Below are 21,319 nucleotides of genomic sequence, written 5' to 3' on the forward strand. Positions count from 1 at the left end.
GCCTCCCGTTACGGTTCATTACTGCTTAGCACGTTCTTCCAACATTACTACCGCTGGCAATTTTTTGCCTTCAACGAATTCTAAGAATGCGCCGCCGCCAGTAGAGATGTAGGAAATTTTGTCTGCGATACCGAACAGATCGATAGCCGCCAGAGTATCACCGCCGCCTGCGATAGAGAATGCTTCGCTATCAGCGATTGCTTGAGCAACGATCTCGGTGCCTTTACGGAAGTTAGGGAACTCGAACACGCCTACTGGGCCGTTCCACAGAATGGTTTTCGCATTCTTCAGAATTTCAGCCAGCTGATGTGCTGAAGCATCGCCTAGATCCAGAATCTGTTCGTCATCTTTAATGTCGTTTACAGATTTCAGCGTTGCAGCCGCAGTTTCAGAGAACTCGGTAGCAACACGTACGTCGGTAGGTACTGGGATATTGCAGGTAGTCAGCAGTTTTTTAGCTTCATCAACCAGATCCGCTTCGTACAGTGATTTACCTACGTTGTGGCCTTGAGCAGCAACGAAGGTGTTCGCGATACCACCACCAACAATCAGCTGGTCAGCGATTTTAGACAGAGAGTCCAGAACGGTCAGTTTGGTAGAAACTTTTGAACCACCAACGATAGCAACCATTGGGCGTGCTGGGTTACCCAGCGCTTTGCCCAGTGCTTCCAGCTCTGCAGACAGCAGAGGACCCGCACATGCGATAGGTGCAAATTTACCTACGCCGTGGGTTGAAGCCTGTGCACGGTGTGCAGTACCGAATGCGTCCATGACGTAAACGTCACACAGCGCAGCGTATTTTTTAGACAGGGTTTCGTCGTCTTTCTTTTCGCCTTTGTTGAAGCGAACGTTTTCCAGAACAACCAGTTCACCTTCTGCAACGTCAACACCGTCCAGATAGTCTTTAGCCAGACGAACTGGAGACTTCAGGTGGTCTTTCAGATAGTTAACAACCGGCAGCAGAGAGTACTCTTCGTTGTATTCGCCTTCGGTAGGACGACCCAGATGGGAAGTAACCATAACACGAGCGCCCTGTTTCAGAGCAGCTTCGATAGTTGGCAGAGACGCACGGATACGCGCATCAGAAGTCACTTTGCCTTCTTTAACTGGAACGTTCAGATCTGAACGGATCAGGACACGTTTACCAGCCAAATCCAAATCGGTCATCTTAATTACAGACATGGTGAACCCTCTCGTTGATTCTCTTAAAGTTGCTTGACCGTCACAGCAGCACAGGCCGCTGTGCCGTACTGGAAACCGCTTGGAACATTGCCAGCGTTGTATCTAACATACGATTGGCAAAACCCCATTCGTTGTCACACCAGACCAACGTTTTTATCAAGTGTTGACCGCTGACGCGCGTCTGCGTGCCATCAACAATGGCACTGTGCGGGTCGTGATTAAAATCGGTCGAAACCAGTGGTAATTCTGTATAGTCAACTATACCACGAAATGAGGTGCTTGCTGCCTTTTGCAGTAGGTGGTTGACATCACTCACCTTTACTGCGGCCTGCACGCTAACGCTCAAATCGATTGCCGTCACGTTAATCGTCGGCACTCGCACTGAAATCGCCTCAAAGCGATCGCAGAACTTAGGAAATATGCGGGTGATACCAGCCGCTAACTTCGTGTCGACGGGAATTATCGACTGGCTGGCGGCACGCGTCCGACGCAGGTCGGAATGGTACGCATCTATCACCGGCTGATCGTTCATTGATGAGTGAATCGTGGTAACCGTACCTGATTCAATCCCAAACGCATCATCGAGCAATTTAATGACAGGGATAATGCAGTTAGTCGTGCAAGATGCGTTAGACACAATGTGGTGTTCTGGCTGCAATTCCTGCTGGTTTACACCGTAGACTACGGTTGCATCAAGATCGTGACTGCCTGGGTGGGAGAACAAAACTTTTTTGGCCCCCGCCATAATATGAGCTTCACCATCGGCTCGACTGCCATAAACACCGCTACAGTCGAGTACGATATCCACACCCAGTTCACGCCACGGTAAATCTGCAATCTGCTTCTCATGCAGCAGACGAATTGTGTCATCGCCCACCCACATCGTATCCCGTTCCTGACGGACATCCCAAGCAAAGCGCCCATGGCTGGAATCGTATTTCAATAAATGAGCCATGCCTTCCGCATTTGCCAATTCATTTATCGCTACCACGGACATCTCTACTCTACGGCCAGATTCGTATAACGCGCGTAATACGCTGCGTCCGATTCGGCCAAAACCGTTTATTGCGATGCGAATAGTCATATCACTCCCTGCGCCAAACGCAGTTTAAAACGAAAGTTTTAAGGCAAGAGCATAGAGTAATCCAGCATCGAAAACGATGGAAATCCCGCTGTCACATAATCTCGATAATTGATGTTTCATCAATCAACTGAAACGCTTCAGCCAAGAATAAACCAAAGGCTCAATAAAAGAAATAACCGCAATAAAATGGGCGTTATGCCTCGCTTTCTTTCGCTTAAAATGTGCTATAGCTCACAAATTATGGGCATTAAAGCCCATCGTTAAGCATAAAAAAACGGGACTGCCCTGCGGCAATCCCGTTTTTATCAGCGATGGCTACCGAATTACTTCAGCAGCGCTTTCGCTTTAGCTACGACGTTGTCTACGGTGAAGCCAAACTCTTTGAACAACAGCTCAGCTGGCGCAGATTCGCCGAAGGTAGTCATACCGACCACGGCACCGTTCAGACCAACATACTTGTACCAGAAGTCAGCGATACCGGCTTCAACGGCAACGCGAGCGCTAACTGCCGCTGGCAGTACGGACTCACGGTATGCAGCGTCTTGCTTGTCGAAGACTTCAGTTGCAGGCATTGAAACAACGCGAACTTTACGACCTTCTGCGGTCAGCTGATCTGCAGCGTTCACAGCCAGTTCAACTTCAGAACCGGTCGCAATGAAGATAAGCTCTGGCTGACCAGCGCAATCTTTCAAGATGTAACCACCGCGAGAGATGTTAGCCACCTGCTCTGGAGTACGATCCATCTGAGCCAGATTCTGACGCGAGAAGATCAGCGCAGATGGGCCATCGTTACGCTGAATAGCGAACTGCCATGCAACCGCAGATTCAACCTGGTCACATGGACGCCATGTGTTCATGTTTGGTGTCACACGCAGGCTAGCCATCTGCTCAACCGGCTGGTGAGTTGGGCCATCTTCACCCAGACCGATAGAGTCATGGGTATAAACGAAGATATTACGGATTTTCATCAGCGCAGCCATGCGAACGGCGTTGCGTGCATACTCCATAAACATCAGGAAGGTTGCGCCGTATGGCAGGAAACCGCCGTGCAGAGCAATACCGTTCATGATGGCTGACATACCGAATTCACGTACACCGTAATGGATGTAATTACCGGCCAGATCTTCGTTCAACGGCTTAGAACCAGACCACATAGTCAGGTTGCTTGGTGCCAAGTCAGCAGAACCACCCAGGAATTCAGGCAGCACTTTACCGAAAGCTTCCAGCGCGTTTTGAGACGCTTTACGGCTAGCGATTTTCGCTGGGTTAGCTTGCAGGTGATCGATGAATTTCTTGGATTCTTCAGCCCAGTTAGCTGGCAGTTCACCGCTTACGCGACGTTTGAACTCAGCAGCCAGTTCAGGGAATGCAGCCTGATAAGCAGCAAATTTCTTATCCCAAGCGCTTTCTTTCGCTTTGCCCGCTTCTTTCGCATCCCACTGAGAATAGATTTCCTGAGGGATTTCAAACGGAGCGTAGTTCCAACCCAGCGCTTTACGGGTTGCTTCAATTTCAGCGGCACCCAGTGGGGCACCGTGCGCTTCGTGAGAACCTGCTTTGTTTGGTGAACCGAAACCGATAGTGGTTTTGCACATCAGCAGAGATGGCTTGTCGGTCACTTTACGTGCGTCTTCGATAGCCGCTTTGATTGCGTCGCTGTTGTGGCCATCTACGCCACGGATAACGTGCCAGCCGTAAGCTTCAAAACGCTCAGCGGTGTTATCGGTGAACCAGCCCTCAACGTGACCATCGATAGAAATACCGTTGTCATCATAGAACGCAGTCAGTTTGCCCAGCTTCAAGGTACCCGCCAAAGAGCAAACTTCGTGAGAGATGCCTTCCATCATGCAGCCATCACCCAAGAACGCATAGGTGTGGTGATTCACGATATCGTGACCAGGACGGTTAAACTGCGCGGCCAAAGAACGTTCAGCAATTGCCATACCCACCGCATTCGCGATGCCCTGACCCAGTGGGCCAGTGGTGGTTTCTACGCCTGGGGTATAGCCGTATTCTGGGTGACCTGGAGTTTTAGAATGCAACTGACGGAAGTTTTCCAGCTCGGTGATTGGCAGGTCATAGCCAGTGAGGTGCAACAGGCTATAAATCAACATAGAGCCATGGCCGTTAGAAAGCACAAAGCGGTCACGATCGGCCCAATTTGGATTGGTCGGGTTGTGATTCATGTAATCGCGCCACAGGACTTCCGCGATATCAGCCATACCCATAGGGGCACCTGGGTGACCAGAATTGGCTTTCTGCACAGCGTCCATACTGAGTGCACGGATCGCATTGGCAAGCTCTTTACGAGAGGACATGTTCTACTCCAAGTCGGATTTAAAGAAACAGGGTTCGGGGTATTTTCTCAGACTACGTATGAAAACAGCAATCCCTAAGGCTAAATGAGTCGATGATGTCTCATTATATTTCTCTTAATAGCAGATTAATCCGCTTTCATACGGGGTCTGTATAGACAGAATACATACTCAATGACAGCACAATTGGCGCTGGATACACTACCACAGATCGTCATTCAATCTCTGGAAAGACTGCACCCAAGGAAAATAACATGAACAAAATAACACTTCCTCTTATTGCTCTAACAGCCTCTGCCTTCCTCAGCGGCTGTCAAAACATGAATACTGAAGGACTGATGCAGTCTGGCGCGCAGGCCTTTCAGGCCGCAACGCTATCTGATGCTCAAGTTAAGGCCCTGAGTGAACAGTCTTGCGCGGAAATGGACAGCAAGAACCAAATCGCCCCTGCGGATAGCACCTATGCCAAACGTCTGGCGACCATTTCAAAAGCGCTGGGCAGCGATATCAATGGTACCCCAGTCAACTATAAAGTCTACGTGACGAAAGACGTCAACGCGTGGGCGATGGCTAACGGCTGCGTGCGTGTCTACAGCGGACTTATGGACATGATGAATGACAACGAAGTCGAAGGCGTGCTTGGGCATGAAATGGGCCACGTTGCATTAGGCCATTCACGTAAAGCGATGCAGGTGGCTTATGCCACCACGGCTGCACGTACCGCCATTGCCGCCAGCAGCGGTATCGGCGCTGAGCTATCCCAATCACAGCTCGCCGATCTGGGAGAAAAACTGGTGAATTCACAGTTCTCGCAAAAACAAGAAAGCGAAGCCGATGACTACTCTTTCGATCTGCTTAAAAAGCGCGGAATCAACCCGATTGGGCTAGCCACCAGCTTCGACAAACTGGCCTCTCAGGAAGCAGGGCGTCAAAGCAGCATGTTTGACGACCACCCATCTTCTCAGGCTCGTGCTCAGCACATTCGCGATCGCATCGCCGCAGAGCAATAATAAACTCAGGCTCCGAAATCATTTCGGAGCCATTTTTCACCTCATTCCCGCCCACGAAATTGCGTCTATTTTAATCGTAAATTAACTACTTCCAGCGTCTACCCAATGATAGTCTCAGCCGATTTTACTGTATAAAAATCATATAATTAACCTATCATTTGTCAACGAAAGATAAAGATAATGAACATTAAAACGCTTATTGCGATAGCAATCGCATCAGCCGCATTAACCGGCTGTGAGAATATTAATACCCAAATGGCCGCGCAGTCTGGCGTGCAAGCGATTCAGGCCGCAACGCTCAGCGATGCAGACGCAAGATCCCTCGCTAATCAATCCTGTAAGGAGTTGGATAGCCAAAGCCAAATCGCCAGCAGCAAAAGCAAATACACCAAACGCTTAAACAAAATTGCGAAGGCGATGGGTAACAACATCAATGGGCTACCGGTCAACTACAAGGTGTACATGACCGATGACATCAATGCGTTCGCGATGGCGAACGGCTGTATCCGCGTATACAGCAGCCTGATGGACATGATGACCGACGATGAAATCGAAGGCGTGTTAGGCCATGAAATGGGGCACGTGGCACTCGGTCACAGCCTGAAAGCCATGAAGGTTGCTTATGGCACCATCGCGGCAAGAACAGCGGTAGCTTCCACCAGCGGCGTGGCCGCCGAGCTATCACAAACGCAGTTAGCCGATCTGGGAGAAGCGCTGATCAACTCGCAGTTCTCACAGCATCAGGAATCTGAAGCCGATGACTTCTCTTATGATTTCCTGAAAAAGCACAAGCTGAACACGCTGGGGCTGGCAACCAGCTTTGAGAAACTGGCTGAGCTCGACGGTGGCCGCAAAGGCAGCATGTTCGATTCTCACCCACCATCAACCGAACGCGCACAGCATATCCGCGATCGTATCGCTGCAGACAAATAAGAACTGACGCATAAAAAAACCGCAGCTTTTCTTTGGCTGCGGTTTTTATTTAGCGAACACAACAAAACGAATTAGTCGTCTGCTTTCTCGCCTTTCGCTTCTTTGGCTTCGATTTCACGATACCAGCGCGGGTGATGCTTACGCGCCCAGCGACGGCTGACTTTACCTTCCACCATGCCTTTGATCGATCCCTTAACCCAGAATGCCATATACATATGGATCAGGATCGCGTGGATCAGCACGATAGCCGCAGCCGCATGGATCAGCAGCGAATAGCGCACCATTTCGATCGGGAAGTGCTGGGCAAAATACGGACGCCAGATAATGATGCCGGTAACCAGCAACACGAAAATCAGGCTCATGATGCTCCAGAACATCATTTTCTGACCGGCGTTATATTTACCCACATCAGCAACTTCGTGCTCATTGCCTTTGAGCACTTCAACGATGTTCACCACCCACGGCACGTCTTCACGTTCAGGAATGTTGTGCTTCACAAAACGGAAGAACATGAACATTAGCGCCACAAAAATCAGCACGCCAAAGAATGGGTGCATGATGCGCCCCATCTGCGGTGTACCAAACGTTTGTGTCAGCCACTGCAACGTTGGGAAGAACAGCGCGATGCCAGATAGCGAAACCAAGAAGAAGCAAATTACCACCGTCCAATGACAGGCACGGTCGATGAATTTGGTACGAACTATCATTTTACTTTTACTCATGATGGTTCCCCTTCTCGTCATCACCTTCTTCTTCGTCGCTCACTTCTTTGTTCGGGCCTACGCCAATGTAGTGATAAATCAAACCGGCAAAGGTCGCGATAAATCCAGCGACGGACAGCGGCTTCAATACCCCTTTCCACAAACCAACCGCCATATCGATCTTCGGATCTTTCGGCAGGTTGTGATAAAGCTCTGGCTTATCCGCATGATGCAGAACATACATCACGTGAGTGCCGCCAACGCCTTCAGGGTTATAAATACCCGCATGCTCAAAGCCACGTTTTTTCAGCTTCTCAACGCGCTCGCTCGCCACTTCCAGCATCTCTTTCTTGCTGCCGAAATGAATCGCACCGGTCGGACACGTTTTCACACAGGCGGGTTCTTGTCCCACGCTCACGCGGTCAACGCACAGCGTGCATTTGTACACGCGGTTGTCGTCTGGATTTAAGCGAGGAATGTTGAACGGACAACCTGCGATGCAGTAGCCGCAGCCGATACAGTGCTCAGACTGGAAATCTACAATGCCGTTTGCATACTGAATGATTGCGCCAGCCGACGGGCATGCCTTCAGGCAGCCCGGATCGGAACAGTGCATGCAGCCATCCTTACGGATGAGCCACTCCAGTTTGCCGTTTTGCTCGACTTCCGAGAAACGCATCAGCGTCCAAGATTTAGCGCTCAAATCGGCAGGGTTATCGTAAACCCCAACGCAGTGCCCTACCTCGTCACGGATATCGTTCCACTCAGAACAGGCTACCTGACAGGCTTTACAGCCAATACAGGTAGACACGTCGATAAGCTTAGCCACTTCTTCTTTGTAGTCGCGAGCCTGCGGCGGCGGCGTTAAGGCATTAGTCGCCGAACGCTTAATAATGTCTTGTGATTGCATGGACATAAGTTCGGCTCCTTATACCTTTTCCACGTTAACTAAAAACGCCTTGTACTCTGGCGTTTGCGAGTTAGCGTCGCCAACGAACGGAGTCAGGGTGTTGGCGATAAAGCCTTTGCGTGCCACGCCTTCAAAGCCCCAGTGAATTGGAATACCCACGGTATCCACTTCCTGACCATTGACCTGCAAGGTACGCAGACGGCGAGTCACCACCGCTTTCGCTTTGATAAAGCCGCGTTTGCTGCTGACTTTCACCGTATCACCGTGCTCAATGCCCTTCGCTTTAGCCAAACCTTCGCTGATCTCCACGAACTGTTCAGGCTGAACGATGGCGTTAAGACGCGCATGCTTCGTCCACGTGTGGAAATGCTCGGTCAGACGATACGTGGTACCGACGTAAGGGAACTCAGTCTTGTTGCCCATACGTTTGGCATCCGCCTCATACAAACGCGCCGCCGGATTGGAGATAACGTTTGGATGCAGTGGGTTGGTACCCAACGGTGTTTCAAACGGCTCGTAGTGCTCAGGGAATGGCCCTTCCGCCATCTTGTCGATGGCAAACAGACGACCCAAGCCTTCCGGCTGCATGATAAACGGCCCGACGCCGCTGCCCGGTGCGGCGGTGTTGTAGTCTGGAATATCGTTTCCGACCCACTTACTGCCATTCCATTCGATCAGCATGCGCTTAGGATCCCACGGTTTACCCATTGGATCTGCCGACGCACGGTTATAAATAATGCGGCGGTTCAGCGGCCATGCCCAAGCCCAGCCCAAGGTATTACCTAAGCCGGACGGATCGCTGTTATCACGGTTCGCCATCTGGTTGCCCTTGCTGGTCCAGCTACCGGCATAAATCCAGCAGGCGCTTGCCGTGGTGCCGTCATCGCGCAGATGAGCAAAGGTATCCAGCAACTGACCTTTCTTGGCTAACAACGTGCCGTTAGCGTCGTACAAATCGGCCAACGCATAACCGTTGTTTTCTTTCGCCACTTCTTCAGATTCAGGATGATCTGGCTGCTCATAGCCCCAGCCCATTTTCAGTAACGGCTCAACGCCTTTACCGCCTTCATTCTGATACATGGTGCGCAGGCGATGGTACAGACCGGCAAGAATTTCGCCGTCGTTACGCGCTTCACCTGGGGCGTCAGCGCCTTTCCAGTGCCATTGCAGCCAACGGCCTGAGTTTGCAATCGAACCATCTTCTTCTGCGAAGCAGGTTGAAGGTAGACGGAAGACTTCAGTCTGGATCGATGCCGTATCAACCTCGTTCATCTCACCGTGGTTTTGCCAGAAGTTTGAAGTTTCTGTCACCAACGGATCGATAATCACCAGATATTTCAGCTTAGAAAGCGACTCAACGACCTTATTTTTATCTGGGAATGACGCCACCGGGTTAAAGCCTTGGCAGATATAGCCAGTAACTTTGCCCTGATCCATCATCTGGAAGTACTTCATCACGTCGTAGGACTGATCCCACTTCGGCAGCCAATCAAAGCCCCAGTTATTTTCTTTCTGCGCATCGTCACCATAGAAAGCCTTCATCAAGCTGACGAAGAATTTCGGGTAATTGCCCCAATAGTTAACCTGACCCGGCAGCGTCGCTTTTGGCGTATTGGCTGCGAGATAAGTTTCTAGATTGGTGTGCTTTTCTGATGGCAGCGTCAAATAGCCCGGCAGGCTGGTAGACAGCAAACCAAGATCGGTAAGACCCTGAATATTAGAGTGACCACGTAAGGCGTTAACACCACCACCGGCCATCCCCATATTGCCTAACAGCAACTGGATCATCGCCATGGTACGGATGTTCTGCGCACCCACTGTGTGCTGAGTCCAACCCAATGCATACAGGAACGTCGTTGTACGATCGGCTGCGCTGGTTGACGCTAAGACTTCGCAGACTTTCAGGAAATCCGCCTGCGGCGTACCACAGATGTTTTCCACCACGTCTGGCGTATAGCGGCTCACGTGCGCTTTTAGCAGATTCCACACGCAGCGCGGATGCTGCAAAGTGTCGTCACGTTTAGCATAACCATTTTCGTCGAACTGGTAGTTCCACGTGGTTTTGTCGTACTGACGTTTAGATTCGTCATAGCCGCTGAACAAACCGTCTTCAAACGTAAAATCATCCCGCACCAGCAGGCTGGCGTTGGTATAGTTTTTAACGTATTCAGCGTTAATTTTGTTGTTAGAAATCAGGTACAGCAAAACGCCCGACAAGAAGGTAATGTCGGTACCAGAGCGGATCGGCGCATAAATATCCGCAACCGAAGCGGTGCGGGTAAAGCGCGGATCGACCACAATCAGCGTGGCGTCATTGTTGTTTTTGGCTTCCATCGCCCAGCGGAATCCAACCGGATGCGCTTCAGCGGCGTTGCCACCCATCACCATAACTACGTTGGCGTTTTTGATATCAACCCAGTGGTTGGTCATCGCACCGCGACCAAATGTTGGAGCAAGACTTGCTACCGTTGGTCCGTGTCAGACGCGCGCTTGGTTATCAACCGCCAACATGCCCAGTGAACGGGCGAATTTTTGCGTGAGCATACCGGTTTCATTGCTGGCCGCAGAGGCGCACAACATACCGGTTGAAAGCCAGCGGTTAACCGTGACGCCTTCGGCGTTTGTCGTTTCAAAATTCTTATCACGGTCGTTTTTCATCAGCTTGGCGATGCGCTCAAAAGCATCGTCCCAGCTAATGCGCTGCCATTTATCAGAGCCTGGCGCACGGTATTCTGGGTAACGAAGACGATTTTCACTGTGGATATAATCCAGCAGGCCAGCACCTTTCGGGCAAAGTGCGCCACGGTTTACCGGATGATCCGGGTCCCCTTCAATGTGAAAAATCGTTGATTTCGCGTTCTTGGCACCATCGCCAAGGCTATACATCAATAACCCACAGCCAACAGAACAATAGGTACAGGAGTTACGGGTTTCTTTTGCACGCAGCAACTTATAGTTACGTGACTCCGCCAGCGCCATAGTAGGAGTAAATCCTAAAACTGCCGCTGTTGTACCAGCCATCCCGCCGGCGCAGATTCTAAAAAACTGTCTGCGACTGACGTCCATTGCCATCCTCATTGCTTCAATGATGTTTTTGTCAGCGGCAAACTAACAGTTACAACCCTGCTCATATTGAGTCAAATCAAAAAATAGAACTATTCACTCAATATTTACCCCTTAATAAGTAGAAAGGGTAACGTTTCGTTAACTCTTGTGGCACACAGAATAAGGATTTGTAGGATTTATCTGCAATCAGGTAGTCATTCAAAAAATTAGATTAAAAAAGTGATTATTGGTGTAAATAGATAAAAAAGAATGAATAGATATAACATTCAATAATTGGGAGAACAGGCTTTCTTAAGTTTGAATTATGCGGCTTTACACATTTTTTACTCTATCCCGATGACGTTTTACCCAACCTTTATAACGATCGTCTTATTCTGGCTTTATCGCATGAGTATCTATACAGATGAGGCGAAAATCATGTGCAAAATTATTACGCTGCAGCCCATGCATTATTCCCAAATACTGTGCCAACAGTCTCACAGGATTGGTGAGTCGGTTTTTGCCTCCACCAGCCGTCCCATCAATATGAAAATCTATTTGCTGTTGGCCAAAAAAATTAGCTATCCATAACGAAAAAAGGCGACCCGAAGGTCGCCTTGATATCAGCAAAAACGCGAGGATTACTCGCCTTTTTTATCTGCCTGAATGTAGAGCATTTCCAGCGCCAGCGTTGCAGCTGCCAGCGCGGTGATTTCAGATTGATCGTAAGCCGGAGCGACTTCCACCACGTCCATACCGACGATATTAAGATCCTTCAGGCCACGCACCAGTTTGAGCGCACGATCAGAAGTCAGTCCGCCAATAACAGGAGTACCGGTACCTGGTGCAAAAGCAGGATCCAAACAGTCGATATCAAAGGTCAGATAGACCGGCATATCGCCGACGATCTGTTTGATCTGCGCTAACACATCATCTACGCCACGATCGTTCACCTGTGCGGCATCCAACACGGTAAAACCATTATCGTGATCGAATTCAGTACGAATACCGATCTGTACCGAATGATTTGGATCGATCAGGCCTTCATTCGGCGCATGGAAGAACATCGTACCGTGATCGAATTTGCTGCCGTTAGCATAGGTGTCGGTATGCGCATCAAAATGCACCAGCGCCATCTTGCCAAAATGCTTAGCATGCGCACGCAACAATGGCAGAGTCACAAAGTGGTCACCGCCGAAAGTCAAACAACGCTTACCGGATTCCAGCAGCTTTTCGGTATGAGCCTGCAAAGAATCACTCATATCCTGCGCGTCACCGAAATTAAATACTACGTCGCCACAGTCAACCACGTTTAAGCGATCGCGCAGATCGAAGTTCCACGGCCAGCGGTTGCCTTCCCACGCCAGATTAGTGGAGACCTGACGAATTGCCGCTGGGCCATGACGCCCACCAGCACGACCTGAAGTCGCCATATCGAAAGGTACACCGGTGATAACCCAATCAGCATCGCTGTCGTATGGCTGGAAATTCAGCGGAAAACGCAGGAAGCCAAAGGCGTTAGAAACCAGTGAGTTATCGGGTTTATTGCCCAGGGTGCTCATAATCAATCCTCGTAAAAGGCCGCAGTTATCGCTGGCCGAAGTCAAAGTACCGATGAAAAAAAATCCCTTCCGCGTCGTTAGCCCGACGAGAAAGGGATTCATTGTTCGCTTTAAAAGCTGCTGTAGACGATTATCGCCGTAAAATTTCGACTCTTCAAGCCTGATGTGAACTCTCGCTCACCACATCCAGAAAACGTTTTATCTCTATCAGCTGCTCTGGATTGTATCGACAGGTTCCCACTTCAATTTTGGGTTTGTTACGTCCGTGGAAATCACTGCCGCAGGTCACATAAGCGCCCTGCTCCAAGGCAAAATCATATAAGCGCTGCGCCAGTTCATCATCATGGTAGCTGGAGAACACTTCAATTCCCGCTACGCCAGATTCCAGCATTTGCTCGAGTATCGCCTCGTGATCTTCTTTCACGTTGGCCCCAATATGCGCAATAACGGGAATACCGCCGTTATCACGGATCAAATCCGCCATCTCTTCCAGAGCCGGATAGGTCACAGGCTGATAGCAGGCCTTACCGAGGCCGAAAAAATCCCAGTAAAAGTTGATTAATGGCATATCGGCGCGCGCACCACCGGAGCGGTACGGCAGCAATAGTGGATTATTGGCATTGCGCTCATCTTCAAGAATAGCCTCGCCCATTTGCTCTTCCTGAGGCAAACGGTCATTCGCCAGCCGCGCTAAATGCTCGTCATCAATAAAGAAACCGAACTCACGGAGCTTCGCCAACTTCACGGGCACCAGCTCACGCTGAATATCGTTGAAGTTTTCATATACCTGCGTGAAATCATCCGATGGCGTAAAGCCATAGCCGAGCAAATGAAAGTTACGTCCTTGGAAGGTACAGTCGATTTCAATGCCAGAAATGATATTCAGCGCATCACTTCGCCACTTTTCAGATTCAGCAAATGAAAACGCCGAATTGTGATCGGTTATCGCCAGCGTGGTAACGCCTTCACGAACGCAGCGAGCAATCAGTTCTGCAACCGGATAATCTGCGTCATCACTATGATGCGAGTGCATATGCAGGTCGACTTTTTCCATGTGAATACTCCCATTCTTCAGATCGGTATAATTTCTCACTATACATCAGCCACAAAAAAGGGTGCCGAAGCACCCTTACACTTTGTGATCTCGATGTCTGTTAGATCAACCGATCACTCATCTTCAAGATAGGTATACCCGTAGAGACCAGACTCAAATTCATCCAAGAACTGGGTTTGTAGCTCAGCGTCGAGATCCGTTTTGCGGACCTGATCGCGGAAGCGGGTCAACAATACTTCAGGATCGAGCTGAACATATTCCAGCATCTCGGCAACCGTATTGCCTTCGTCCGAGTCTTGCACCTCAACGCTGCCATCTTCAAAGACAAAGACGTCAACCGAAGCCGTATCCCCGAACAGATTGTGCATGTTGCCCAGAATCTCTTGATACGCCCCCACCATGAAGAAACCAATCAGCGGCGGATTTTCTGGATCGTACTGCGGCATCGGCATCGTCGTTGCGATCCCATCGCCGTCGATGTAGTGATCGATGGCACCATCTGAGTCACAGGTAATATCCAGCAGCACCGCACGACGCTCAGGCGCCTGATCCAAACCGCTCAATGGCAGAACAGGGAATAACTGATCGATCCCCCACGCATCAGGCATTGACTGGAACAGTGAGAAGTTCACATACAGCTTGTCAGCCATACGCTCTTGCAGTTCATCAATGATCGGACGGTGTGCGCGATTGCTTGGATCAAGATGTTCTTGGATCTGGCTACAGATCGTCAGATATTGCTGCTCAGCCCATGCACGCTGAGTAAGATCCAAAATACCGTGCGCATACTGGCTGTGCACGTCGTTCAGATCGAGCTGGCTATCGTGCAACCATTCACGCAATGAACGCTTGGTATCAGAATCCTGCATCTCTTCCCATGTAGACCACAGGCTTTGCAGCGCACGAGGTGCATCTTCAGCCGGAGCCACAGGCGCGTGGAATTCATTACGTTCAACGCCAATCACATTGGAAACCAGCACCGTATGATGCGCCGTTACCGCACGACCGGACTCCGTGATCACCGTCGGATGCGGCAAACCATGCTCATTACAGGCATCACCGATACCCCAAATGACGTTGTTCGCGTATTCGTTCAGGCCATAGTTCACCGAGCAATCAGACTGAGAACGCGTTCCTTCGTAGTCCACGCCCAAGCCGCCGCCGACGTCAAAGCACTGGATGTTCACGCCCAGCTTATGTAACTCAACGTAGAAACGTGCAGATTCGCGCACGCCGGTGGCGATATCGCGAATGTTCGCCAACTGAGAACCTAAATGGAAATGCAGCAGCTGCAGGCTATCTAAACGACCCGCTTCACGCAGGGTTTCAACCAGTTGCAACACTTGCGTTGCCGCCAAGCCAAATTTAGATTTCTCACCGCCGCTCGACTGCCATTTACCGGAGCCTTGCGAAGATAAGCGTGCACGCACGCCAAGGCGGGGCACCACGTTCAGGCGCTCGGCTTCTTCCATCACCAGCTTGATTTCAGACATCTTCTCGATAACCAGATACACCTTGTGACCCAGTTTTTCGCCGATCAATGCCAAGCGGATGTATTCACGATCTTTATAGCCGTTACACACAATCACGGAACGCGTCATACCGGCATGAGCCAGCACCGCCATCAACTCCGCTTTCGAACCTGCTTCTAAACCTAAGGGCTCGCCAGAATTCACTAACGACTCAATGACGCGACGATGCTGGTTTACCTTAATCGGATAAACCAAGAAGTAGCCGCCCTCATAGCCGAAAGATTCACGCGCACGCTTAAACGCTGCGTTAATTGAACGCAGGCGATGTTGCAGGATCTGCGGGAAACAGAACAGCGCAGGCAAACGCTGGTTGCTCTCTTTTTGCAGCTTCTCTACCAGTTGCGTCAGATCGACGCGCGCTTCTGGGACGTCGGGATCTGGACAAACTGAAATATGACCTAACTCGTTGACGTCATAATAGTTGCCACCCCAGTAGGCGACGTTATAAGTACTCAGCATTTTGCTGGCATTACGATCATTCATGGCAACCTCCTGCATAGAACGCAATTGATGGTTTCCGGCCGCTTCCTGCGGACGTTGGCGAAGTTCGTTAGACATGACGAACTCCTTGTGCACTGTCGTGGCAAATAATGGAATTATTCACAGCACGGTTATTCACTATCGCAGCAACATCTGCGCTTAACAACCCACACGCCGGGATTTTTGGCGTGACCACAAAGCTCAGCACCGGACAAAATGCCGGACTGATATAAGTATAAGAGCAAAACACGTCGCTAACTCCGTGGGTCGGGGAGTGCATTCTTGAATGCAGGATAAACCCCAATGAAAATTCGCCTGCGCGTTGTTTGGTAGCAATACCACGCCGCAGGTTACCCTTGTTCAGTCATCAGTTGCCGCTATCGGCGTAAGAATCCTGAGTCGCGCCCCATCTTCACCAAAGTGGTGAATAACATCGGGAAAATGCGAGAAATGCAGATAAATAGGAAGGAAGGCGCAAAGCGCGGAACAGCGGAGCGCCATGAAGACGCAGAATATTGCCGGAAGCAATAATGTGAAACGCGACAGTTGTCGCTGAGATGTTCGTGCGGATCATTACCTGAACCACCTCCATGCCTGCGGCTAAAATAACGCGCAGATCCAAAAAGTTAACAGTGTGTTGAGACTGACAGTATGAGCAACAACTCATACCCTCCTCGGCCGGAAGTGAGACACATAGCCGCCCCTTATCACTTGTATTTTCAGCAAGTTATCCAAAAATCCCTGCTGTTAACACATTTTAGCGATTCGGTTAAAGCGTCATGCACCGGTAAGCCGCGCGCAGTTTATACAATCAACAGCTAGAAATTGCAAAATGAAATTTTGCTAAAAACTGTTTCTGTGCGTTTACGCAGGTGTAAAAGAACGGGCTGTATAGAAAAAAATACTCCTTTGCGGACATAAAGTGACAAAAAGACTAGAAAACTACGACGGGTCTGTCTTAAAATAGCCGTCCAGATGTTAATCCATCTATACTTATTGACTGATAAACTGCTGAACGGCTTTGCCTGAGGGGCGTTGCAGGATGCATCAGGCACCAGAGCTAGCCACAAGCTAGATACTGATGTACATACCCCAGCATTACGCAGTGACTTTAAACCCGTCTTTTAAAGGTAAAGAACACCATGGCTAAACACCTTTTCACGTCTGAATCAGTGTCCGAAGGGCATCCTGATAAGATTGCAGACCAAATTTCTGACGCCGTGCTTGATGCGATACTCGAACAGGATCCAAAAGCGCGCGTTGCATGTGAAACCTATGTCAAAACCGGCATGGTGCTGGTTGGTGGTGAAATCACCACTAATGCATGGGTAGACATTGAAGAACTGACCCGTAAAACCGTTGCTGAAATCGGTTATGTAAGTTCTGATATGGGCTTTGATGCTAACTCTTGTGCCGTGCTGAGCGCTATCGGCAAACAATCACCAGACATCAACCAAGGCGTTGACCGTACCGATCCTTTAGAACAGGGTGCTGGCGACCAAGGTATTATGTTTGGTTACGCGACCAACGAAACCGACGTATTGATGCCTGCGCCAATCACCTATGCTCATCGTCTGATGGAGCGTCAGGCTGAAGTGCGTAAAAACGGCACTCTGCCATGGCTGCGTCCGGATGCCAAAAGCCAGGTCACTTTCCTGTACGACGACGGCAAAATTGCCGGCATCGATGCCGTGGTTCTTTCCACTCAGCACTCTGATACCATCAGCCTGCCTGATTTGAAAGAAGCGGTAATGGAAGAAATCATCAAGCCGGTTCTGCCGCCAGAATGGTTGTCTGCTAATACCAAATACTTCATCAACCCAACCGGCCGTTTCGTTATCGGTGGCCCAATGGGTGACTGTGGTTTGACCGGTCGTAAAATCATCGTTGATACCTACGGCGGCGCAGCACGTCACGGTGGCGGTGCATTCTCCGGTAAAGATCCTTCAAAAGTTGACCGTTCAGCGGCATACGCTGCTCGTTACGTAGCAAAAAATATCGTTGCTGCGGGTCTGGCTGATCGCTGTGAGATTCAGGTTTCTTACGCAATTGGTATCGCTGAGCCAACTTCAATCATGATCGAAACCTTTGGCACCGAAAAAATCTCTACCGAGCAGCTTACCTTGCTGGTACGTGAATTCTTCGACCTGCGTCCATACGGTTTGATTCAGATGCTGGATCTGATCCAACCAATCTACCGTGAAACCGCAGCCTATGGTCACTTTGGCCGTGAGCACTTCCCATGGGAAAAAACCGACAAAGCCGCACTTCTGCGTGAAGCCGCTGGCCTGAAATAAGGTTAACCCTGACTGAAAAAGCAGGCCTTTGTGCCTGCTTTTTTATTGTCTAAAAATTGACTCGTCGGTATTACCGCCAAAATGAAAACGATTACATTAAATTCATACTTAAACTAAAAATACGTTTAATGATTAAAAAATACCCATATAAACCAATATAGTACCATTCTATTTTATGGATTAAATTGTTTTAAAACCAATTAATTAACCACGTAACACTGTAAGTAAATCCATAACCTTGTACCTACTCGCTTTCCGCATGAATGCCATATTAGTGTAAGCGATTACATTTATGTGATCGGGAGCACTTACATTAGCGCCATAGATTCTTAACATGATAAGCATACAAACGAGTTTCTTTTCGGAGGCAGTATGAGTACTACCGTGAGTACACAATCGGTTCGCAAGACCCGTTCAAATGCCAGTCTAACGTTCTTTGTCTGCTTTTTAGCTGCGCTGGCAGGCTTACTGTTCGGGCTGGATATTGGTGTTATCGCTGGTGCTTTGCCATTTATCAGCGAGACGTTTCAAATCACCAGCTCTCAACAAGAATGGGTTGTGAGCTCTATGATGTTTGGTGCGGCAGTCGGTGCAGTAGGTAGCGGCTGGTTGAACTTCCGCATTGGCCGTAAATACAGCTTGATGATTGGCGCAATCCTGTTTGTGGTTGGCTCCCTGTTTTCTGCCTTCGCACCTGACGTTGAAATCCTGATCCTTTCTCGCGTACTGTTGGGATTGGCGGTGGGTATCGCATCTTATACAGCGCCGATTTATCTTTCTGAAATTGCACCAGAAAAGATTCGCGGCAGTATGATTTCAATGTACCAGTTGATGATCACCATCGGTATTTTGGCCGCTTATCTTTCTGACACCGCTTTCAGCTACACCGGCGCATGGCGCTGGATGCTGGGTGTCATCACTATTCCAGCTATTCTGCTATTGATTGGTGTGTTCTTCCTGCCAGATAGCCCGCGCTGGTTAGCCGCTCGCGGCAGCGATGAAAAAGCCCGCCGTGTGTTAGAAAAACTGCGTGATACCAGTGAACAAGCCAAAAGTGAACTGGATGAAATTCGCGAAAGTCTGAAAGTGAAACAAAGCGGCTGGGCATTGTTTATCAACAATAAAAACTTCCGCCGTGCCGTTTATCTTGGCGTGTTGTTACAGGTGATGCAGCAGTTCACCGGTATGAACGTCATTATGTATTACGCACCAAAAATCTTCGACTTAGCCGGATTTGCCAGCACCTCACAGCAGATGTGGGGCACGGTTATTGTCGGTCTGGTTAACGTATTAGCCACCTTTATTGCCATCGGTTTGGTTGACCGCTGGGGCCGTAAGCCAACCTTGATTCTCGGCTTCATCGTGATGGCTTTAGGTATGGGCACCTTGGGTACTATGATGAACATCGGTATCAGCTCCGTGTTTGCTCAGTACTTTGCCGTTATCATGCTGCTAATCTTCATCGTCGGTTTTGCCATGAGCGCCGGTCCATTGATTTGGGTGCTGTGTTCTGAAATTCAGCCGCTGAAAGGTCGTGATTTTGGTATCACCTGTTCAACCGCCACCAACTGGATTGCCAACATGATCGTCGGGGCAACCTTCCTGACCATGCTGAACTCTCTGGGTAGCGCACATACCTTCTGGGTCTATGCCGGCCTGAACGTTATCTTCATCTTCATTACGTTAGCGCTGATCCCTGAGACTAAGAACATCTCTCTGGAGCACATTGAACGTAACCTGATGCAGGGTAAACCACTGCGTAAGATTGGGTCTAAGTGATTTAAATTGATGTAATATCGATTCTCTACACAGATACGAACAAGGCGGCCAGTGTGTCGCCTTGTTTGTATTTATATTAGAACAGTGAAAGGTTTCGTACGCCGGTTAGCTTTTATGTTTCCATGAAACCGCTGCCGTAGGCATCCGATGAGAGTCCCGTTGCGCGGGGACTCTCAACTCGCGCGCTTTTTACCGAGTCGTTTGACCGACCGGTCTCGGAGCGCACGTCCTGTGCGCCCTCAACCTGCCACCAGCATCCCTGCTGGCGGCTCTAAAATGCATTTCATCTAACACGGAAAAGACAAAAGATATTTTTGTCTCTTTGTCTTTTTACCTGTGTAAGTTTTGGTAGAAAGAGCCGCCGGTACAGGGATGTACCGGCGGAGTTTGGGCCGCCCGGGATGGGCGATACCAAACCGGAGCGGAGATGGCGTCTTGGATAAAAGCGCGAGGATTGAAGGGGCGCGCGCTGGCGCCCCTCATCGGTCGCCTTCGAATTAGCTACATATAAACGCCGTTATTGATAGGCGAACGAAACCTTACACCATCACCGAATACAAAAAAGGCCCCTTTTCAGGAGCCTCTAAACGTATTCCAGCTATCCGCTATTACTTAGCAGCAGCTTCTTCCGCATCGCCCAGCAGAACGGATTCCAGCGCGATTTCAATCATGTCGTTGAAAGTGGTCTGGCGTTCTTCAGCAGTGGTCTGCTCGTGGGTACGAATGTGGTCAGATACGGTACAGATAGTCAGTGCTTTCGCGCCAAACTCAGCGGCAACGCCGTAGATACCCGCAGCTTCCATTTCCACACCCAGAATGCCGTACTTATCCATCACGTCGAACATAGACGGGTCTGGCGTGTAGAACAGGTCAGCGGAGAAGATGTTACCTACGCGTGCATTGATGCCTTTGGCTTTCGCAGCGTCAGATGCGTTACGCACCATGTCGAAATCTGCAATCGCTGCATAGTCGTGGTCTTTGAAACGCATACGGTTAACTTTAGAGTCAGTACATGCACCCATGCCGATAACCACGTCACGCAGTTTAACGTCCATGCGCACTGCGCCACATGAACCCACGCGGATGATTTTTTTCACGCCAAAATCAGTGATCAGCTCTTTCGCATAGATAGAACATGATGGGATACCCATGCCGTGACCCATAACGGAGATCTTACGACCCTTATAAGTACCGGTGAAGCCCAGCATGCCGCGCACGCTGTTTACCTGACGGACGTCTTGCAGGAAAGTTTCAGCAATGTGTTTTGCACGCAGCGGATCGCCCGGCATCAACACAACGTCTGCAAAATCACCCATCTCGGCATTAATATGCGGCGTAGCCATAATTCGTATCCTTTTGGTATGTAAGTCTAAATATCAAGCTAACTATGAAATGAAACGCCACCCGACTCACTAAAGCCGGGTGGCGCTCAGAA

The 21,319-nt window shown here is 49.7% G+C and carries 16 protein-coding genes; 5 read left to right on the forward strand and 11 right to left on the reverse strand.

What is annotated here, in order from left to right; genetic code table 11:
* Window positions 1-18 precede the first annotated feature (18 nt).
* The 3 genes from pgk to tkt all read right to left on the reverse strand — a co-directional run bounded on the left by pgk (window position 19) and on the right by tkt (window position 4,584).
* Window positions 19-1,182: a phosphoglycerate kinase gene (pgk, locus tag RSC70_RS08215; RefSeq protein ID WP_025799145.1), complete on the reverse strand. Its 1,164-nt coding sequence runs from the start codon at window positions 1,180-1,182 to the stop codon at window positions 19-21.
* A 40-nt stretch (window positions 1,183-1,222) separates the two neighbouring features.
* Window positions 1,223-2,266: an erythrose-4-phosphate dehydrogenase gene (epd, locus tag RSC70_RS08220; protein ID WP_332542204.1), complete on the reverse strand. Its 1,044-nt coding sequence runs from the start codon at window positions 2,264-2,266 to the stop codon at window positions 1,223-1,225.
* Window positions 2,267-2,589: 323 nt separating this feature from the next.
* The gene (gene tkt / locus RSC70_RS08225) at window positions 2,590-4,584 is read right to left on the reverse strand and encodes a transketolase (protein WP_332542205.1); all 1,995 of its coding nucleotides are present in this window, start codon (window positions 4,582-4,584) and stop codon (window positions 2,590-2,592) included.
* Window positions 4,585-4,835: 251 nt separating this feature from the next.
* Between tkt and RSC70_RS08230 the strand changes: the two genes are divergently transcribed.
* Both RSC70_RS08230 and RSC70_RS08235 read left to right on the forward strand, forming a co-directional pair.
* Window positions 4,836-5,591 (forward strand): M48 family metallopeptidase, encoded by a 756-nt coding sequence (locus RSC70_RS08230; RefSeq protein WP_025799139.1) that lies wholly within the window; start codon window positions 4,836-4,838, stop codon window positions 5,589-5,591.
* Window positions 5,592-5,768: 177 nt separating this feature from the next.
* Window positions 5,769-6,524, forward strand: coding sequence for a M48 family metallopeptidase (locus RSC70_RS08235; RefSeq protein WP_227741690.1), 756 nt, complete (start codon window positions 5,769-5,771; stop codon window positions 6,522-6,524).
* 71 nt (window positions 6,525-6,595) lie between these two features.
* Here RSC70_RS08235 and fdnI read toward each other — a convergent pair whose 3' ends face one another.
* The 3 genes from fdnI to fdnG are packed head-to-tail and all read right to left on the reverse strand — an operon-like array spanning window position 6,596 to window position 11,201.
* On the reverse strand, window positions 6,596-7,246 hold the full coding sequence (gene fdnI / locus RSC70_RS08240) for a formate dehydrogenase-N subunit gamma (protein WP_025799135.1): 651 nt from the start codon (window positions 7,244-7,246) through the stop codon (window positions 6,596-6,598).
* A complete protein-coding gene (gene fdxH, locus RSC70_RS08245) occupies window positions 7,239-8,141 on the reverse strand; it encodes a formate dehydrogenase subunit beta (RefSeq protein ID WP_332542206.1) in 903 nt (300 codons plus the stop codon). The genes fdnI and fdxH overlap by 8 nt, the downstream gene beginning before the upstream one ends.
* 12 nt (window positions 8,142-8,153) lie before the next feature.
* The gene (gene fdnG / locus RSC70_RS08250) at window positions 8,154-11,201 is read right to left on the reverse strand and encodes a formate dehydrogenase-N subunit alpha (protein WP_115103670.1); all 3,048 of its coding nucleotides are present in this window, start codon (window positions 11,199-11,201) and stop codon (window positions 8,154-8,156) included.
* A 387-nt stretch (window positions 11,202-11,588) separates the two neighbouring features.
* Here fdnG and RSC70_RS08255 point away from each other — a divergent pair, with 387 nt between their 5' ends.
* Window positions 11,589-11,771 (forward strand): hypothetical protein, encoded by a 183-nt coding sequence (locus RSC70_RS08255; RefSeq protein WP_282807477.1) that lies wholly within the window; start codon window positions 11,589-11,591, stop codon window positions 11,769-11,771.
* A 50-nt stretch (window positions 11,772-11,821) separates the two neighbouring features.
* Here the strand turns inward: RSC70_RS08255 and speB are convergent, their stop codons facing one another.
* The 4 genes from speB to RSC70_RS08275 all read right to left on the reverse strand — a co-directional run bounded on the left by speB (window position 11,822) and on the right by RSC70_RS08275 (window position 16,058).
* Window positions 11,822-12,742 carry an agmatinase gene (speB, locus tag RSC70_RS08260; RefSeq protein WP_025799129.1) on the reverse strand — a complete coding sequence of 307 codons (921 nt, stop codon included), beginning with the start codon at window positions 12,740-12,742 and terminating at the stop codon, window positions 11,822-11,824.
* Between the two features lie 154 nt (window positions 12,743-12,896).
* Window positions 12,897-13,796 carry a PHP domain-containing protein gene (locus RSC70_RS08265; RefSeq protein WP_332542207.1) on the reverse strand — a complete coding sequence of 300 codons (900 nt, stop codon included), beginning with the start codon at window positions 13,794-13,796 and terminating at the stop codon, window positions 12,897-12,899.
* Window positions 13,797-13,909: 113 nt separating this feature from the next.
* Window positions 13,910-15,886 carry a biosynthetic arginine decarboxylase gene (gene speA / locus RSC70_RS08270; protein WP_304187507.1) on the reverse strand — a complete coding sequence of 659 codons (1,977 nt, stop codon included), beginning with the start codon at window positions 15,884-15,886 and terminating at the stop codon, window positions 13,910-13,912.
* Complete coding sequence (locus RSC70_RS08275; RefSeq protein ID WP_071842608.1) at window positions 15,879-16,058, reverse strand: hypothetical protein; 180 nt, start codon at window positions 16,056-16,058, stop codon at window positions 15,879-15,881. Before RSC70_RS08275 ends, speA begins: the two co-directional genes overlap by 8 nt.
* Window positions 16,059-16,950: 892 nt before the next feature.
* Between RSC70_RS08275 and metK the strand changes: the two genes are divergently transcribed.
* Window positions 16,951-18,105 (forward strand): methionine adenosyltransferase, encoded by a 1,155-nt coding sequence (gene metK, locus RSC70_RS08280; protein ID WP_040046207.1) that lies wholly within the window; start codon window positions 16,951-16,953, stop codon window positions 18,103-18,105.
* Between the two features lie 372 nt (window positions 18,106-18,477).
* Window positions 18,478-19,884 (forward strand): sugar porter family MFS transporter, encoded by a 1,407-nt coding sequence (locus RSC70_RS08285; RefSeq protein ID WP_025799118.1) that lies wholly within the window; start codon window positions 18,478-18,480, stop codon window positions 19,882-19,884.
* Between the two features lie 608 nt (window positions 19,885-20,492).
* Here RSC70_RS08285 and deoD read toward each other — a convergent pair.
* A complete protein-coding gene (gene deoD / locus RSC70_RS08290; protein WP_040046209.1) occupies window positions 20,493-21,227 on the reverse strand; it encodes a purine-nucleoside phosphorylase in 735 nt (244 codons plus the stop codon).
* Window positions 21,228-21,319: the final 92 nt, after the last annotated feature.

Origin of the sequence: Hafnia sp. (assembly GCF_036648275.1) — a bacterium.
GTDB lineage: Bacteria > Pseudomonadota > Gammaproteobacteria > Enterobacterales > Enterobacteriaceae > Hafnia > Hafnia alvei.

Coding starts and splice junctions, on each gene's coding strand:
- RSC70_RS08230 (WP_025799139.1), top strand. CDS start 4,836: ATGAACAAAATAACACTTCCTCTTATTGCTCTAACAGCCTCTGCCTTC.
- metK (WP_040046207.1), top strand. CDS start 16,951: ATGGCTAAACACCTTTTCACGTCTGAATCAGTGTCCGAAGGGCATCCT.
- deoD (WP_040046209.1), bottom strand. CDS start 21,227: ATGGCTACGCCGCATATTAATGCCGAGATGGGTGATTTTGCAGACGTT.
- epd (WP_332542204.1), bottom strand. CDS start 2,266: ATGACTATTCGCATCGCAATAAACGGTTTTGGCCGAATCGGACGCAGC.
- RSC70_RS08265 (WP_332542207.1), bottom strand. CDS start 13,796: ATGGAAAAAGTCGACCTGCATATGCACTCGCATCATAGTGATGACGCA.
- fdnI (WP_025799135.1), bottom strand. CDS start 7,246: ATGAGTAAAAGTAAAATGATAGTTCGTACCAAATTCATCGACCGTGCC.
- speB (WP_025799129.1), bottom strand. CDS start 12,742: ATGAGCACCCTGGGCAATAAACCCGATAACTCACTGGTTTCTAACGCC.
- tkt (WP_332542205.1), bottom strand. CDS start 4,584: ATGTCCTCTCGTAAAGAGCTTGCCAATGCGATCCGTGCACTCAGTATG.
- RSC70_RS08285 (WP_025799118.1), top strand. CDS start 18,478: ATGAGTACTACCGTGAGTACACAATCGGTTCGCAAGACCCGTTCAAAT.
- RSC70_RS08255 (WP_282807477.1), top strand. CDS start 11,589: ATGAGTATCTATACAGATGAGGCGAAAATCATGTGCAAAATTATTACG.
- pgk (WP_025799145.1), bottom strand. CDS start 1,182: ATGTCTGTAATTAAGATGACCGATTTGGATTTGGCTGGTAAACGTGTC.
- speA (WP_304187507.1), bottom strand. CDS start 15,886: ATGTCTAACGAACTTCGCCAACGTCCGCAGGAAGCGGCCGGAAACCAT.
- fdxH (WP_332542206.1), bottom strand. CDS start 8,141: ATGTCCATGCAATCACAAGACATTATTAAGCGTTCGGCGACTAATGCC.